Here is a 14,354-nt window from a genome sequence, read left to right as displayed (position 1 = left end):
TTCGCTGAGGCTCGGCGAAGCCGGGTTTTCTTTATTTGGCACTAACTATATCAATATGGTATAGTAATGTCGGATAGAAAGGGGTTTTTTTATGCCGAAAATCCTAGTTCTCGATGGAAACAGCCTGGCTAACCGGGCTTTTTATGCGTTGCCTTTGCTAACCTCGACTGAAGGCAAGCCAACGAATGTCTTACACGGCTTCATGACGATGCTGCTCAGACTTCTTACCGAGCAAAAACCGGATTATTGGGTTGTAGCTTTTGATAAGACCAAAGCTACCGTCCGGATTGAGCAGTATGCAGATTATAAGGGAAATCGGAAAGAAACACCCGAGGCGTTGAGACCTCAGTTTGACTATTTAAAAGAATTGCTTACTGCTTTTGGCGTACCATTTATTGAATGTGCAGGGTATGAAGCGGATGATCTGATCGCTGCGGTAACGACCCTAGCGGAAGCACGTGACTGGGAGGTTCAGATCTATACCGGGGATCGGGATGCGCTTCAATTAGTTTCTCCCAAGACGACCGTTTATTTAACACGTAAGGGTATCAGTGAAGTGGATGCTTATGATGAAAAGGCGCTTTATGAGAAGTATAAACTTCGTCCTGCTCAAATTATTGATCTTAAAGGACTGATGGGGGATGCTTCCGATAATATTCCGGGGGTGCCCGGAGTAGGGGAAAAAACAGCGCTGAAGCTCCTTGACGAATTTGAAACGGTTGAAGCTGTGTTATCCAACATCGATAAAGTCTCTGGGAAAAAGCTCCAAGAAAAACTTAGTACTTACACGGAACAAGCCCTTTTAAGCAAGAAGCTGGCGACAATGCTGCATGAGGTTCCGCTGGAGATCAATTTAGACACATTTATCTATCAACGACCGGATGAGACAACCTTTGCAGCAGCACTTGATAAATATACGTTAAAAAATGTAGCGAAAATCTGGAGGCTGCATCATGCGGAAGACCCGAATTCCCAAACCTCAATGCCCGAGGCAGTACAGGGGGAAATAAAGAATTGGCCGGTCCGAACCTTAGATGCTCATGATGGAACTCAACTGATCGAGACTTGGCGAAAAGCAAAGGCCAATGTAACTGTTGCGTACAGGATAGCTCCGGGAAATCCTCATTGGAGTCAAGTTCTTGAATGGGGAATGGCTTTTCAAGGTGAAGCGTTCAGCTTTAACTGGCATGAGGCGGAGCCTTCATTAAGACACGCTTGGACATCTTTTTTAGAAGATCAGGAATCACCGAAGACGGTAGGAGAAGGAAAAAATCTTTACAGCGTTCTACTCAATGAAGGGATTGAGTTAAGAGGAGTCAACCTGGATTTAAGTTTGGCCGCTTATTTAATTAACCCGACACGGTCTAAGTTTGAGTCAGTCGAATTGGTTCGCGAATATGTACCGGGATATCCGGATATTAAGAATGTTGCGGAAGAAGCTTCGGCCCTTGCTCAAGTGGCGAACCGTTATACAGAAACACTCGAACAACTGGGCTTAACAGCACTCCTTCACCAAGTAGAAGAGCCGTTAAGCGCTGTCTTGGCTCAAATGGAGAGAACCGGTATCGGTGTTGATGCAGACCGGCTGGAAGTGTTTGGGCAGGAGTTGTCCAAGGAACTTGAGGGCTTGGAGCAGGCAATCTATATGATGGCCGGCGAAACGTTTAACCTAAATTCTCCGCAGCAATTAGGTCATATTCTTTTTGAAGTTCTCGGGCTGCCTCCGGCTAAAAAGACAAAGACGGGTTATTCTACGGATGCGGAAACCCTTGAGGAATTGCAAGCTGCTCATCCGATCGTTGACAGCGTTTTGAATTATCGTCAATTGAGCAAACTGATGTCCACTTATGTCAACGGTTTGCTTGGACAAATTCGGGAGGGGAAAATTCATACCACTTTCCAACAGACGGTGACGGCAACAGGACGATTATCAAGTACGGAACCTAATTTGCAGAATATCCCAATTCGTTTAGAGCAAGGACGTTTGCTGCGTAAAGTTTTCCGTGCGCCTCACAAGGATTGGGTTCTGCTGTCGGCCGACTATTCCCAGATTGAGCTTCGCATTTTAGCCCATTATTCCAAGGACGAAGTCCTTTCGGAATCGTTTGCACTGAATCAGGATGTGCATACACGGACAGCTTCGGAAGTTTTTGGGGTACCGATGGATCAAGTTACAAAAGATATGCGCCGGAAAGCTAAGGCAGTTAATTTTGGTTTAGTCTATGGGTTGACGGAATTTGGGCTTTCACGGGATCTGGGGATTCCGCGAAAAGAAGCCAAGTATTATATTGAAAAATATTTTGATCGCTATGCCGGAGTAAAGCGTTATTTAGCTGAAATTGTCTTGCAAGCCAAAGAACAAGGAGAAGTCCGAACGCTCATGAATCGGCTTAGGCGAATTCCCGAGCTGCGTCATCCCAATCGGAACCAGCGGCAGTTTGGGGAGCGAATCGCGATGAATACTCCGATTCAGGGAACAGCCGCGGATATTATGAAACTGGCGATGCTTAACGTGGTACAAGCGTTGGAGCCCTACCAAGCGGATGCTTTATTACAGGTTCACGATGAGCTTGTGGTTCAGGTTGCCCCAGCGGAACTCGAACAGGTAGCCAAAATCGTCAAGGAAGAAATGGAAAATGCATTTCCTCTTTCCGTACCTTTAACCGTAGAATGTAAAACAGGACCGAATTGGTATGATATGCAGCCTTTGGTTTTGGAATAACAATGTTTAATTTTCTTTACAACAAGTGAGGCGATATGTTATGCCTGAATTACCTGAAGTTGAAACGATTCGTCGAACACTTTGTCAGCATATTCTCCGACAAACGATTGAAGACGTTCTTATTCGCTGGCCCGGAGCGGTCAAGGGCTGGGACATCTTCCCATTTGAGCAGGAGGTCAAAGGACGTCGAATCTTAAGTGTCGATCGGCGAGGGAAGTATCTCTTGATTCATTTGGAGGGAGATTGGTCTCTCCTTGCTCATATGAGGATGACGGGGCGGTTTAATTTTTATGATGAGCATCGGGAGCCGGAAAAGCATACCCATGCCGTTTTTACGTTATCGAATGGGGAACTGCATTTTACCGATACACGTAAATTCGGAAGAATTTTGCTTGTCCCGACTGGGGAATGCTCCAATCACCCTTCGTTATGCATCCTCGGACCGGAACCGTTAGAAGATGATTTTACGCCCAAGATTTTGGGGGAACGCTTGAAGAGAAGAAACGCAGCCTTAAAAATTGCGTTGCTTGATCAAAAGGTTGTTGCAGGGTTGGGTAATATTTATGCGGATGAATCGCTGTTCCGGGCGGGAATTTCTCCGCTGCGGGCAGCCAATTCCCTGTCCCGTAAGGAGCTTTCTGCATTGCATGATTCGATTCGTACGCTGTTGCAAGCCGGCATTGATGCTCAAGGGACCTCCTTTCGTGACTACCGGGATGCCAATGGGGAAAAAGGAAGCTTTCAGAAGGCTTTGCAGGTCTATGGACGCGGCGGAGAAAATTGTTACCGCTGCGGAAGGCCCCTTATCAAGCTGCGGCTGGGAGGCAGAACGACTGTTTATTGTTTACATTGTCAAAAGTAAGCGTATATTATTTAAAAGAAGCAAGGAGTTTAGTTAAGAATGAGTATACTTTACTGCCGAAATTGCGGAGTAGATATTTCCGGGGAGGCTCTTTTTCGGCAAGTGACGTTTGGCATAGAACCGGGTGAAAAAGTTGGCCTTGTGGGACCCAATGGTGCCGGTAAGACAACTTTGCTTCGGGCCTGTCTTGGGGAACTTCGCTTAGAAGTCGGACAGGTTCAAATTATGGGGACGTATGGCTACCTTCCACAGAAGCCGCTTATCGCAGAAACGGGAACCGTGTGGGAGAGTATGTTGGAAGAACGGGCCGAAATCATTGAAATGCGTGAGCAGCTGAGAATACTGGAACATCGAATGGCTCAAGCAACTGATGAAAAGGTATTTGAGCAATACAGCACTCTTACGGAGAGTTATGAACGTTCCGGAGGGTATGCGTTAGAGACCCAAATTCGTAAAATACTCGCGGGATTAGGTCTTGATAAAGAAACTCATACGCCTATCGCTCGGCTAAGCGGGGGTCAGAAAACACGCCTGGCTTTAAGTAAACTTTTACTGAGTGCGCCGGAACTTTTAATACTGGATGAACCGACAAACCATCTTGATATGGAAGCTCTTGAATGGCTGGAAGGCTTTTTACATGGGTATGCAGGTGCAATCCTTGTCGTCTCCCATGATCGCTATTTTTTAGATCGCATAGCTCAAAAAATTCTTCATCTTGAAAATGGATCACTGAAGGCTTATCCGGGGAATTATTCCGAGTATGAACTACAACGGGTTGTTGAAGAAACGACACTGGCCAGGGAAGCGGAGAAGCTTAGTAAAAAGATCAACCGCCTTCAAGAATATATCCGCCGGAATAAAGCAGGTGTAAATGCCCGACAAGCACGGGGGCGCGAGATTCAGTTAAACAAGCTCAAGCCTATCCAAACTGCAAACTCAGCAACAGAGGTCCATTTTAATTTACATGCAGGCAAGCGAAGCGGGGACAAGGTTCTTATGCTTGAGAAGGTAGGAATCGTTTTTCCGGAAAGAACGCTTTTCCGCAATATTAACTTTGAATTACGCCGCGGAGATCGGGTCGCTTTGTTAGGTAAAAATGGCGTTGGCAAAACAAGTTTGCTTAAGGCGATTTCCCATAAACTTTCCTATCAAGGGGAGATTCGTCTCGGAGCCAATGTCCAGCTTGGCTATTACTCACAGGAGCATGAAGATCTGCATTTGCTGGGAACCATTATGGATGAAATTCGTGGGGACACAGCACTCAAAGATCCTGAGATTCGCAGCCTCTTAGCTCGCTTTGGCTTTACCGGTGAGGATGTTTTTAAATCGGTAAGCGTTTTAAGCGGTGGTGAGAAGAGCCGGTTGGCCCTTGCCAAGCTTTTTTTAAAGCAGGGCAATTTATTGCTTCTCGACGAGCCGACCAATCACTTGGACACGAAGATGCGTGACGTTTTGGAAGAAGCGCTCGCTGATTATGAAGGCACTTTGCTTATCGTATCCCATGATCGCTATTTTTTGGATCACGTGGTCAATAAAATTGTGCATCTCACGCCAACCGGGCTGAAAATTTATGAAGGCGACTATAGTGATTATAAGGCACAAGTTCAAGAGGAAGAGGCTTCGGTGACCGCGGAAAATGGCCGTTCTCCTTCAGGAAACAGATCAACCTCTGAAAGGGGAACACGAGATCGGGAAACCCAAAAAAGGCAAAAACGTGTCCAGATTCTTGAAAAACAGATAGCCGAACAAGAGGATCAGCTTCGGGAAATGGAAAATCAGCTTGCCCAAACCGCTTCAAATTATCAACGGGCAATGGAATTGCAGCAGGAATATGACACGGTGAAAGAGAACCTTGATTCGATCATGATGGAATGGCTGGGGCTTTCAGAGGAGTTAAGTTAACGATAGTGCAAGGAAAAGCACCCTAAGGCGTAATAGCCCATATATTATCCTGACCGTAAAAAGGGGGATGATTATGGGGACTGCAATTTTACTTGCCATTGCTTTAAGCCTGGATGGATTTGGAGTGGGAATGTCTTATGGATTAAGAAGAATTCGCATTCCTTGGGCTTCAATGCTGATGATTGCCTTCTGTACAGTAGCAGCGATGAGTTCGGCTGTATTATTTGGAGGCTGGTTTGCTCAGTGGATTCAATTCCTCTCGCCCAATACGCTTGGAGCCATAATCTTACTTAGCTTAGGGGCTTACCAACTCTTTCGCGCTTTTGTACCCAAAGACAATTTGGAGGAAGAAGCTTTGCCGGTTTCAACCATTGGAGCAGCAGTAAGAGAACCCGTTATCAAATTTCAGTTCGAAGTACTGGGAATTGTCGTTCAAGTTCTCCGCTATCCCGAACAGGCCGACTTGGATGGTTCAGGCGTGATTACGATCAAGGAAAGTGCCTTACTTGGAACAGCTTTATCTTTAGATGCGCTTGCTTCCGGACTTGCCCTTGGGTTCTCGGCCGGAATCATACACTCCCTGCCGGTCATTTCTCTGGTTGCCTTTACCCAGGTTCTGATGCTGCGTTTAGGTCAAGTTGTAACAGGGATAGTGCCGAGAAGAATTTTAACACGCATTGGCTATTTGCCGGGGATCTTACTTATTTTGATTGGAATAGGAAAGATGATATGAAGGTGAATATATGTGGACTATCGGTCTGACCGGAGGAATAGGCAGTGGGAAATCCTCAGTCGCACAGTGGCTTAAGGAGCATGATATTGCTGTTTTGGATGCGGATCAAACGGTGCACCGGTTGCTTGCCGACGACCCGACGACGATTTGCCGCGTGGCCCAAACTTTTGGAAAAGATATTTTGGACATGCAAGGGAAGATCAATCGCCAAGTTCTGGGAGCAAAGGTTTTTAATAATAAGGAAGCGCGAACGCGTCTGGAGGAAATACTTCATCCACTTGTCAAAGGAAAGATGATTGCAGATCAAATGGCACTGGAAGCAGCCGGGGTAAAGTTATGTATTTGGGATGTACCCCTTCTTTTTGAAGCGGGTTTTGCTGCTTTGATGAACGAAATCTGGGTAGTATGGGTTACCCCTGAAATTCAAGTCGAGCGGGTGATGATGCGTGATTCTTTTACACGTGATGAGGCAGAACTGCGAATCGCGGCGCAGTGGCCTTTAAAAGACAAAAAGAAATTAGCGGATGTTTTGATCAATAACTCAGGGACCTGGGAGGACACAGTGGTTCAAATGGAGGACCTTTTGGTTAGAATAAAAAATAGAGTATCCTAATAAATATTAAAAGACTTCTCCTTAGGGTGTTCTACTGATAAAATAGATAGGAAGTTTGAATTGCGAATAAGACGGTTAAAGCTTCGAAAATTAAAGATAAGATTAATTGTGTTCCTAATTGTTATTATTGGGATAGGATTACTGGTGCGGATGCCGTCGGCCCAGAAGTTTTTCTACCCCTATCCTTATCGTCCAACGGTCGAAAAGTATGCGCAGGAGTACGGGGTTGATCCTTTTTTAGTGATCGCCGTGATCCGCGCGGAAAGTTCCTTTATGCCGCAATCAGAGTCGCATAAAGGAGCTCTGGGATTAATGCAGGTCATGCCTAATACTGCCGGTGAAATTGCTAAGAAGATTGGTGATAATAGCTTTACCCCAGAGAAATTAAAGGATCCGGAAACAAATATTCAGTATGGAACCTGGTATCTTGCCAACCTACAGAAGGAATTTAATAATCTTACTTTGACTATTGCCGCCTATAACGGCGGACGAGGGCATGTTAACGAATGGATCAGCTCACAGCAGATAGATCCCAATAATTTGGATGTCGATGATATTCCTTTTCAGGAAACACGTCAATATGTGGAACGTGTTTTAAAGTTCTATGGAAAATATAAAGAACTTTATGGGACTTAATGGTAATTCCCAGCAATGTTCAAAGAGGGCAGGGAAATAAATGAATGAAGAAATGTTAAGTACGATTGATCCGGAGGATAGGAAAAAAATTATCACTCGTCTCAAAACCGTTAAAGGTCATGTCGCAGCGGTAGAACGGATGGTTGAAGAAGGCAAAGGTTGTGAGGAAGTCTTGCTTCAATTGGTTGCTATTAAATCCGCAGTTCAAAAGGTTTCAGTGGTTGTTGCCCAGCATTATACAAATATTTGCTTGGTCGAAGCGCTGGAAAAGGGTGACGATAAAAGGGAAGTACTGAATAAAGCGGTTGAAACGCTGATGAAACTCAATGATTAAATAAAGATAGTAGAAATAATACATAAAAGGGGCTTCTTAAGTGAAGCCCCTTTTATATTTGCCAATTAGTCTATTCGCTTAAGTTGGGATATGTCGAAAGATAGTAGAATTTTGTATAATTTTTGGATTGACGCAGAGATATATAAGAGTTATATTTTAATCAAAGATACCCATACCCACAGGGGAGGGGGGTGCGTAATTTGCTTGAGTGTTCTCATTGTGGTCAAAGGATTGAGGAATTCCGACCGAAGTTCTTTATGGTATTAGAGAAAATTGATCCATTACCGCCAAATGTGAAAGAGATCTCATGTCCAAGATGCCATGGTATCAATTATGCTATCAATTTAAAGTATTGTGCTCAATCCTGCGAATTTTATAAACCTATTCTTAATCCTATGAATCCGGAAGAAATTCTTAATATCGGATGCCGGGGCCAATGTATGAAGGATTACTAATTCTTGTGAATATGATAACTACATGAAGTTCCATAAGGGGAGGTGATTTTTAATGGCGGATAATTACCTTGAAGAGTATGGTAAGGAAACCAGCCAGGAAGTCGGTGAACGTACTCTCAATTACTTTAGTGAACTTTTCAGTATGGAAATGCCGTTGTCCCGGATGATGAAAATGATGCCGGGCATGGTTAAATTCATGATGGCAGGGAAAGACACGCGCGAAGATTTGTTGAATTTCATGCCCCAAATGATGCCGATGGTCAAGCAAGCCTTTACGGGCAAAAAAGAGGAGTAAGGGGGGAATACCGTGCTCGAACGAACAAAAGACTGGAGCGATGATTTCTACGAAAGGTGGAAGCCCATTGCCATGGGTTTCGTCAATGAAGCCGAGAAATGTCTGCAGTGTGGGAAATGTACAGGACAGTGTCCGGCGGCCGCTGTCACACCCAGCTATAACCCCCGCAAGATCATCCGGGATTTGGTAAACGGTAATATTCAACGGGTTCTATCCAGTGTTGAACTATGGCAGTGCTTCTTTTGCGGGGGATGTTATGCAACATGCCCAATGGACATTAACTTTCAATTTTTTGTTTTCATGCTGCGTTTAGCGGCTATGAATGAAGGGTATGGCTGGGAAGATGTAAAGCAGTTGGAAAGCTATGCTGAAAAAGATTATTTAAGGGATGGTATTACGGTTTCAGCTGCGGAAAGAAATCCCTTTGTTACGGATACCCGGGGTGATATTGGCGCGATTCGTGAGGCGGCGGGGTTGCCCCGTAAACGTCAAGTCAGCGACCGGGCGATAGCCGAAATTAACATGCTGTCCGATTTAACGGGAATGACTTCTTTTATGAAGAAAATCGGCGGAGTGGAGCTTTTGGATTGCCGGACGTGTACCTCGGAACAAGAGAAAAAGTGCAAGAATAAGCCAATGCCATCGCGCGTGGATAAAATTAAGACGCATCATCGTTTCTATAATTATGGAGAGCCGGGAGGGAAAAAACATGCCTAGACAAGATATTGTTGCCAAGATCCCGAAACCGAAAGAAATCTTTTTCTTTAAAAGCTGCGTCGCCAGTAATAAGTATCCGGGGATCGAAGTGTGCGGGCGAGATGCCCTCCGAATTCTTGGCGTCGAACCGGTTGAATCTGATGAACAAACGTGCTGTGGCGGGTTTGTGACCTTTGCCAATGTCGCGGCTCCGACATCTTCCATGCCGGCGGTTGCGCGGAATCTATCGCTGGCCGAGGAAAAGGGCTTAGATACGTGTGTTCTATGCAACGGGTGCTGGACGTTCCTCAGTGAATTCGGACACTTTATGAATCATAACGATGAAATAAAGTCCAGTATCAATATGATGATGAATATGATGGGACGGGAATATAAAGGGACGAGTAATGTCTATCATATTGCGGAAATGTTTTACCGCCTCAAAGACGAGATTGGCAAAAATGTCAAACGTCCGCTCAAGGGAATTAAAATTGCGACGCATTATGGGTGCCATTATCTGGCCGGGGGAAAATATACGGCTATTGATGATCCCCAAATGCCGACTTATTTGGAAGAGTTGATCGAGATCATGGGGGGTACCGTTGTCCCCTATACGGCGAACCGCGAATGCTGCGGAACAGGCTTTACCCAGATCATCAATGGCAAAGATCTATCCCTGGAGCACACGCAGCACAAATTAGATTCGGTGAAGGAAGCGGATCCGGATCTTCTGGTTGTGCAATGTCCCTATTGCCACAGTCAGCTGGATCGTGTTCAGCAACAACTGAATTATCGCCAGGATGGGGATTATCAAACGCCTATTATCCATATTGCCCAACTTGTCGGCTTAGCATTAGGACTTGACAAGCCCAAACTGGCCTTGAAAGCTCATATTAGCGGACGTGAACGTTTGGAGAAGGTTCTTGACAAAGTCGGTTGTTAGGAGTCCTTCGGTAATATGTCAAGACCTTAAAAATTTCGGTCAATCTTTTCAGGATGCTAGTTAACCTAAAAAAGGCAATAAAAAACCTACCCATTTCCAAAATATAGTGGAAATAAGTTGCAAAAATGGGATTTGTGCTTTTGGATTATTTAATAGCTATTACCCCCAGTTGCCTTTCGGCTGGTAGATTTGGTTAGTGCGTAGCAGAGCATCAACCATACGTACGAGTTTACGTGCAGTTAGTACTAAGGCACGGCGATGATGATGGGTTTTACTCTCTTTAAACTTACGAGAGTAAAAAGCTTTGTACTCCGGCTCGTGTAACCTAACCAGATTAGCTGCTTGAACAAAATAAGTGCGCAAATAACGGTTGCCCGATCTGCTTAAAGGAGTATCATCGGCTGTAAAATTACCCGATTGATGTGTTTTCCAAGTTAGCCCTGCGTATTTAGCTAAAGCAGCTTCATTGGGAAAACGTCGAATGTCAGCAATTTCAGCAATAATTCCGGCGGTAAATACCGGACCTATTCCTGGAATGGAAGAGAGTGTGTTAGGAAAATGTTCAAGCTCAGCTTCAATCGCTTTATCAATTTTCTTAAGTTGTAATTGTAACGTTCTAATGGTTTCAAAGCTTGTAGCTAAAATCAGATTAACGGGTTGGAGTAAGTTACCACGTAGACGATGCGCTTTACGGGCTGCTTCCTTAATTTCAGCAGCAGTACCTTCAGGGTCTTTAAACTTGCTTTTCCCTTTGTCCACGAGGAAGTCAATTAATTCATCAAGCGGTCGAGCCGCAACTTCCTCAGGAGAGAAAAACTCAAGAATAAGTGATTCGGATGTAGCCCCAAAAGTATTGCTAAAGACGTCTCCTTGAGCCAAAGTACTGAACTTTAAAAATAAGTTTGTTAAAAAGTAATTCTTCTCACGGGTAATGGTTTCAACTAAATGGCAGCGAAAGCGGGTTAAACGCTGAAGGGGCAGGAAACGAAAATCGACTTGGCAATTCTCGGGAAGACGCCCAAACCTTAAACGATCAGCAATAACCCATGCATCAATCCAGTCATTCTTAGGAAGATCCAAATAGGATTCTTTAAACTTTTCTACGATTTTAGGATTAAACGAATAGACTTGAGGGCTAAAAGGAGCTAAGCTGGGCTCTTCGGCCAAAAACATCTGGATATGCCAGCTATATACGGAAGTAGCCTCCATCCCAACCACAAGCCGATTCTCTGCATTGTTTTTACAGGCATTAACCAAGTATAAAGCCAGAGATTCCACACCTAAACGATCATTAGAAGCCTGAAAGCGCTTAGCAGCTTCATCCCCCCGATCATTCATGACCTTAACCTTGAAATCCTTAGAACTCACATCAATGCCTACAAATAAACTCATAAAAATCACCTCACTCTCTATTTAGGAGTAATGTAAAAATTACTGCTGGGCACCAGGCACCACAACCGGTCAACAACCTCGCCGAATCAGCACTTTCTTGTTGGTACTGTAACCCTTAAGACCTGCTACTATCAAAAGGAGAATCATCAAGTTGCGCAACCTTCGAGTTAAAAGCTCAAGTTGTGGGCTGGGGGTCAGACTCTATAAGAGGTCAAGCCTCAAGGAGGAGGATACCTTCCCAGGATGTAACCTTACGGTTTCATTGTGCCTGTAAGACCAGCAAAATTAAATACTTTTTTAGAATTTTAGTTAAGGCATGCGTGTGTGCCTTAATGTGGAAAAGCCATTTGGGGCTGTATTAAAAGATCTTTTCCACAACGGCACGCCCCGCACACCTTCGACGGCTGCATGGGGTATGCGTTATACTGCGCGCACCCTATTGCTCAAAGAAATTTCCAGTTATAACTTGGCTAAATTAAAACTCCACGTTCCATTTAAAAAGGACTCGTGGAGCTAGGAACAAATCATATTATACGAGGAGGTTGCTCTATGCAAACATCAAGGGGAATCAAGATATTGCTTGTCGATGATGAGCCAAATATCTTAGAGTTTTTAGAAATGGGACTTTTAAACGAAGGGTATAGGGTCCGGACGGCACTGGATGGAATGACAGCAGTAACCATAGCCGGCCAATTCGAACCGCATATCGTTGTTTTGGATGTCATGATGCCCGGCATGGATGGTTTTGAAGTGTGCAGGATGTTAAAAAAGCAGGGAAATGTCGCGATTATTATGCTTACGGCAAAGGATGAAGTGGAGGATCGAGTCAAAGGGCTTAATCTGGGAGCCGATGATTATATGTCGAAACCGTTCAGTTTCGATGAATTGCTGGCGCGGATTCAGGCACGCATTCGCAACCAATTCCCGAATTTACTGGGGGAAGTTGTGAGCGGTCCCTTTCGGGTAGATGATCGACGGCGGGAGATTGTTTATAACGATCACGTTCTTGAACTATCTCCCACGGAGTATGAACTGCTGAAATTCCTGATTCTTAATCGGGGTATAGTCTTAAGCAAAACGATGATTCTTGATAAAGTATGGGGTTATGATTTTGTCGGAGATGAAAATATCGTGGAAGTTTATATTCGTTCCTTACGTGACAAATTAAAGGATAAGGATCATCAATTGATTCGAACATTGCGCGGAGCGGGATATCGCATGGATCTTTCTTAAGAAGGACAGTAAAGCATATAAGGCTGGAATTATAATGAACTTGGATTTTTTTGAGGATTTAAAAAAGAAGGTTAATAAATTAGTGGTTCCCAATTCGCTTCGGTTTCAGCTTCTTTCCCGAACGTTGGTGATTATGGCTATTCTCCTTGCGGTTATCGGTTTTGTTCAGTATTTTTATATGCTGAAGTTTATCTACGCAAATAATGCTTTAAGTATCCAAAAGCAGATTTCGGCGGTTTCCCCGGAAATTTGGGAGCAAATCGCTTCGGGAGGTTATTACTCCGATGGCCGAAATTATCGCCTGACGTTTAACTTATTGCCGGATTCGACGATTGCGGTTATCGATTCGTTGGGGAATTTGACCGTAGTCACTAATTCATCCAATGTCAAAAGCGTACCGCAACTGAGCGCACAGGATTATATCAATGCCCTGCAAGACAAAAACAGTCTGAATTACCGCATCGTTGAATCCGCCGAAGGTCAGGAGCAAATGGTTGTCCTTCAAAGCGTAGAAAATCGCGGCCGGTGGCTCGGGGTGGTTCAAGTCAGCGTCGGCACGAATTATATGAAAGATATGCTGATTAAACAACTTCTGACGTTTATACTGCTGGCCGTGATTGCTTTAATCATGGGGTTGTTAGCCTTTATTCCTGTTCTGCGCAGGATTCTCATTCCTTTATCCAATATGGTTAAACAAGTGGAAAAAATCGATGCCGGAAATCTCTCGGAACGTCTGCCCGTGGACGAGGGACAAATTGAGATCAATCGTCTGGCTGTTTCCTTTAACGGAATGCTGGAGCGCCTGGAAACCTCATTCAAAGCTGAGAAAGAGGCTAAAGAACAGATGCGCCGCTTTGTGGCGGATGCCTCACATGAGCTCCGTACACCTTTAACTTCGATTCATGGGTTTACCGAGGTTCTTCTTCGCGGAGCAATGAATCAGCCGGAACGGCTTTATCGTTCCTTAAAGAGTATGTATACTGAATCAGAGCGGATGAAAAAGCTGATTGAGGATTTGCTTTTACTGGCCAAGCTGGATCGTTTGCCTAAGCTGGAATGTATTGAAAGAGATTTAAATGAATTGGTCCTGGAAATGGAGAATCAGCTTCGCTTGCTCGCAGGTCATCGCAAGGTGAGTTTTAACCTCAATTCACCCTCGAAGTGCTGGTTTAATGCAGACAAGATCAAGCAGGTTATCCTGAATCTTTTTAATAATGCAGTTCAGCATACTGATCCGGAAAGCGGAGAAATCGAAATTTCGGTGGGCCCGGCAGAGGCCGGAATAGAGCTCAAGGTGAAGGACAGCGGGCACGGAATATCTGAGGAACATCTTAACCATTTGTTTGAACGGTTTTATCGGGTTGAATCCTCACGTACGCGTAAATACGGCGGCTCAGGTCTTGGACTAGCGATTACTCAATCCCTTGTGGAGCTTCATGGCGGGAAGATATACGTCGAAAGTACCGTTGGGGAAGGCAGCACCTTTTGTGTTTGGCTTCCTAAGGAACCGCTTAATATTGAAGGTTAAAAAGGAGAAA

The 14,354-nt window shown here is 44.6% G+C and carries 14 protein-coding genes; 13 read left to right on the top strand and 1 reads right to left on the bottom strand.

Features of this window, described 5'->3' with window-relative positions; all coding sequences use genetic code 11:
• The first annotated feature begins 91 nt into the window (after positions 1–91).
• The 11 genes from polA to VB077_RS06880 all read left to right on the top strand — a co-directional run bounded on the left by polA (position 92) and on the right by VB077_RS06880 (position 10,191).
• Entirely contained in the window at positions 92–2,722 is a 2,631-nt protein-coding gene (gene polA, locus VB077_RS06930; RefSeq protein ID WP_323414494.1) for a DNA polymerase I, read from the top strand.
• A 40-nt stretch (positions 2,723–2,762) separates the two neighbouring features.
• Positions 2,763–3,584, top strand: coding sequence for a DNA-formamidopyrimidine glycosylase (gene mutM / locus VB077_RS06925; RefSeq protein WP_323414493.1), 822 nt, complete (start codon positions 2,763–2,765; stop codon positions 3,582–3,584).
• A gap of 39 nt (positions 3,585–3,623) precedes the next feature.
• Entirely contained in the window at positions 3,624–5,486 is a 1,863-nt protein-coding gene (locus tag VB077_RS06920) for an ABC-F family ATP-binding cassette domain-containing protein (RefSeq protein WP_323414492.1), read from the top strand.
• Positions 5,487–5,559: 73 nt separating this feature from the next.
• Positions 5,560–6,219, top strand: coding sequence for a sporulation membrane protein YtaF (ytaF, locus tag VB077_RS06915; protein WP_323414491.1), 660 nt, complete (start codon positions 5,560–5,562; stop codon positions 6,217–6,219).
• Between the two features lie 10 nt (positions 6,220–6,229).
• On the top strand, positions 6,230–6,832 hold the full coding sequence (gene coaE, locus VB077_RS06910; RefSeq protein WP_323414490.1) for a dephospho-CoA kinase: 603 nt from the start codon (positions 6,230–6,232) through the stop codon (positions 6,830–6,832).
• 60 nt (positions 6,833–6,892) lie between these two features.
• Entirely contained in the window at positions 6,893–7,468 is a 576-nt protein-coding gene (locus VB077_RS06905; RefSeq protein ID WP_416337038.1) for a lytic transglycosylase domain-containing protein, read from the top strand.
• A 40-nt stretch (positions 7,469–7,508) separates the two neighbouring features.
• Complete coding sequence (locus VB077_RS06900; protein WP_323414489.1) at positions 7,509–7,802, top strand: metal-sensitive transcriptional regulator; 294 nt, start codon at positions 7,509–7,511, stop codon at positions 7,800–7,802.
• Between the two features lie 200 nt (positions 7,803–8,002).
• The gene (locus VB077_RS06895; RefSeq protein ID WP_323414488.1) at positions 8,003–8,257 is read left to right on the top strand and encodes a hypothetical protein; all 255 of its coding nucleotides are present in this window, start codon (positions 8,003–8,005) and stop codon (positions 8,255–8,257) included.
• A 52-nt stretch (positions 8,258–8,309) separates the two neighbouring features.
• Entirely contained in the window at positions 8,310–8,552 is a 243-nt protein-coding gene (locus tag VB077_RS06890; protein WP_323414487.1) for a hypothetical protein, read from the top strand.
• Positions 8,553–8,564: 12 nt separating this feature from the next.
• Positions 8,565–9,269 (top strand): 4Fe-4S dicluster domain-containing protein, encoded by a 705-nt coding sequence (locus VB077_RS06885; RefSeq protein ID WP_323414486.1) that lies wholly within the window; start codon positions 8,565–8,567, stop codon positions 9,267–9,269.
• A complete protein-coding gene (locus VB077_RS06880) occupies positions 9,262–10,191 on the top strand; it encodes a CoB--CoM heterodisulfide reductase iron-sulfur subunit B family protein (RefSeq protein WP_323414485.1) in 930 nt (309 codons plus the stop codon). The genes VB077_RS06885 and VB077_RS06880 overlap by 8 nt, the downstream gene beginning before the upstream one ends.
• 159 nt (positions 10,192–10,350) lie before the next feature.
• On the opposite strand, the gene VB077_RS06875 is transcribed toward VB077_RS06880, so the two are convergent.
• Complete coding sequence (locus VB077_RS06875) at positions 10,351–11,583, bottom strand: IS110 family transposase (protein WP_323414484.1); 1,233 nt, start codon at positions 11,581–11,583, stop codon at positions 10,351–10,353.
• Positions 11,584–12,132: 549 nt separating this feature from the next.
• Here VB077_RS06875 and VB077_RS06870 point away from each other — a divergent pair.
• Both VB077_RS06870 and VB077_RS06865 read left to right on the top strand, forming a co-directional pair.
• Complete coding sequence (locus tag VB077_RS06870; protein ID WP_323414483.1) at positions 12,133–12,816, top strand: response regulator transcription factor; 684 nt, start codon at positions 12,133–12,135, stop codon at positions 12,814–12,816.
• A gap of 34 nt (positions 12,817–12,850) precedes the next feature.
• On the top strand, positions 12,851–14,344 hold the full coding sequence (locus VB077_RS06865; protein ID WP_323414482.1) for a HAMP domain-containing sensor histidine kinase: 1,494 nt from the start codon (positions 12,851–12,853) through the stop codon (positions 14,342–14,344).
• Positions 14,345–14,354 lie beyond the last annotated feature (10 nt).

This window comes from Desulfitobacterium sp., assembly GCF_034927245.1.
Taxonomy (GTDB): Bacteria; Bacillota; Desulfitobacteriia; order Desulfitobacteriales; family Desulfitobacteriaceae; genus Desulfitobacterium_A.
The sequence above is the reverse complement of the archived record's forward strand: the minus strand, read 5'-3'. Positions and strand labels throughout refer to the sequence as shown.

Coding starts and splice junctions, on each gene's coding strand:
- polA (WP_323414494.1), top strand. CDS start 92: ATGCCGAAAATCCTAGTTCTCGATGGAAACAGCCTGGCTAACCGGGCT.
- mutM (WP_323414493.1), top strand. CDS start 2,763: ATGCCTGAATTACCTGAAGTTGAAACGATTCGTCGAACACTTTGTCAG.
- VB077_RS06920 (WP_323414492.1), top strand. CDS start 3,624: ATGAGTATACTTTACTGCCGAAATTGCGGAGTAGATATTTCCGGGGAG.
- ytaF (WP_323414491.1), top strand. CDS start 5,560: ATGGGGACTGCAATTTTACTTGCCATTGCTTTAAGCCTGGATGGATTT.
- coaE (WP_323414490.1), top strand. CDS start 6,230: ATGTGGACTATCGGTCTGACCGGAGGAATAGGCAGTGGGAAATCCTCA.
- VB077_RS06900 (WP_323414489.1), top strand. CDS start 7,509: ATGAATGAAGAAATGTTAAGTACGATTGATCCGGAGGATAGGAAAAAA.
- VB077_RS06890 (WP_323414487.1), top strand. CDS start 8,310: ATGGCGGATAATTACCTTGAAGAGTATGGTAAGGAAACCAGCCAGGAA.
- VB077_RS06880 (WP_323414485.1), top strand. CDS start 9,262: ATGCCTAGACAAGATATTGTTGCCAAGATCCCGAAACCGAAAGAAATC.
- VB077_RS06875 (WP_323414484.1), bottom strand. CDS start 11,583: ATGAGTTTATTTGTAGGCATTGATGTGAGTTCTAAGGATTTCAAGGTT.
- VB077_RS06870 (WP_323414483.1), top strand. CDS start 12,133: ATGCAAACATCAAGGGGAATCAAGATATTGCTTGTCGATGATGAGCCA.
- VB077_RS06865 (WP_323414482.1), top strand. CDS start 12,851: ATGAACTTGGATTTTTTTGAGGATTTAAAAAAGAAGGTTAATAAATTA.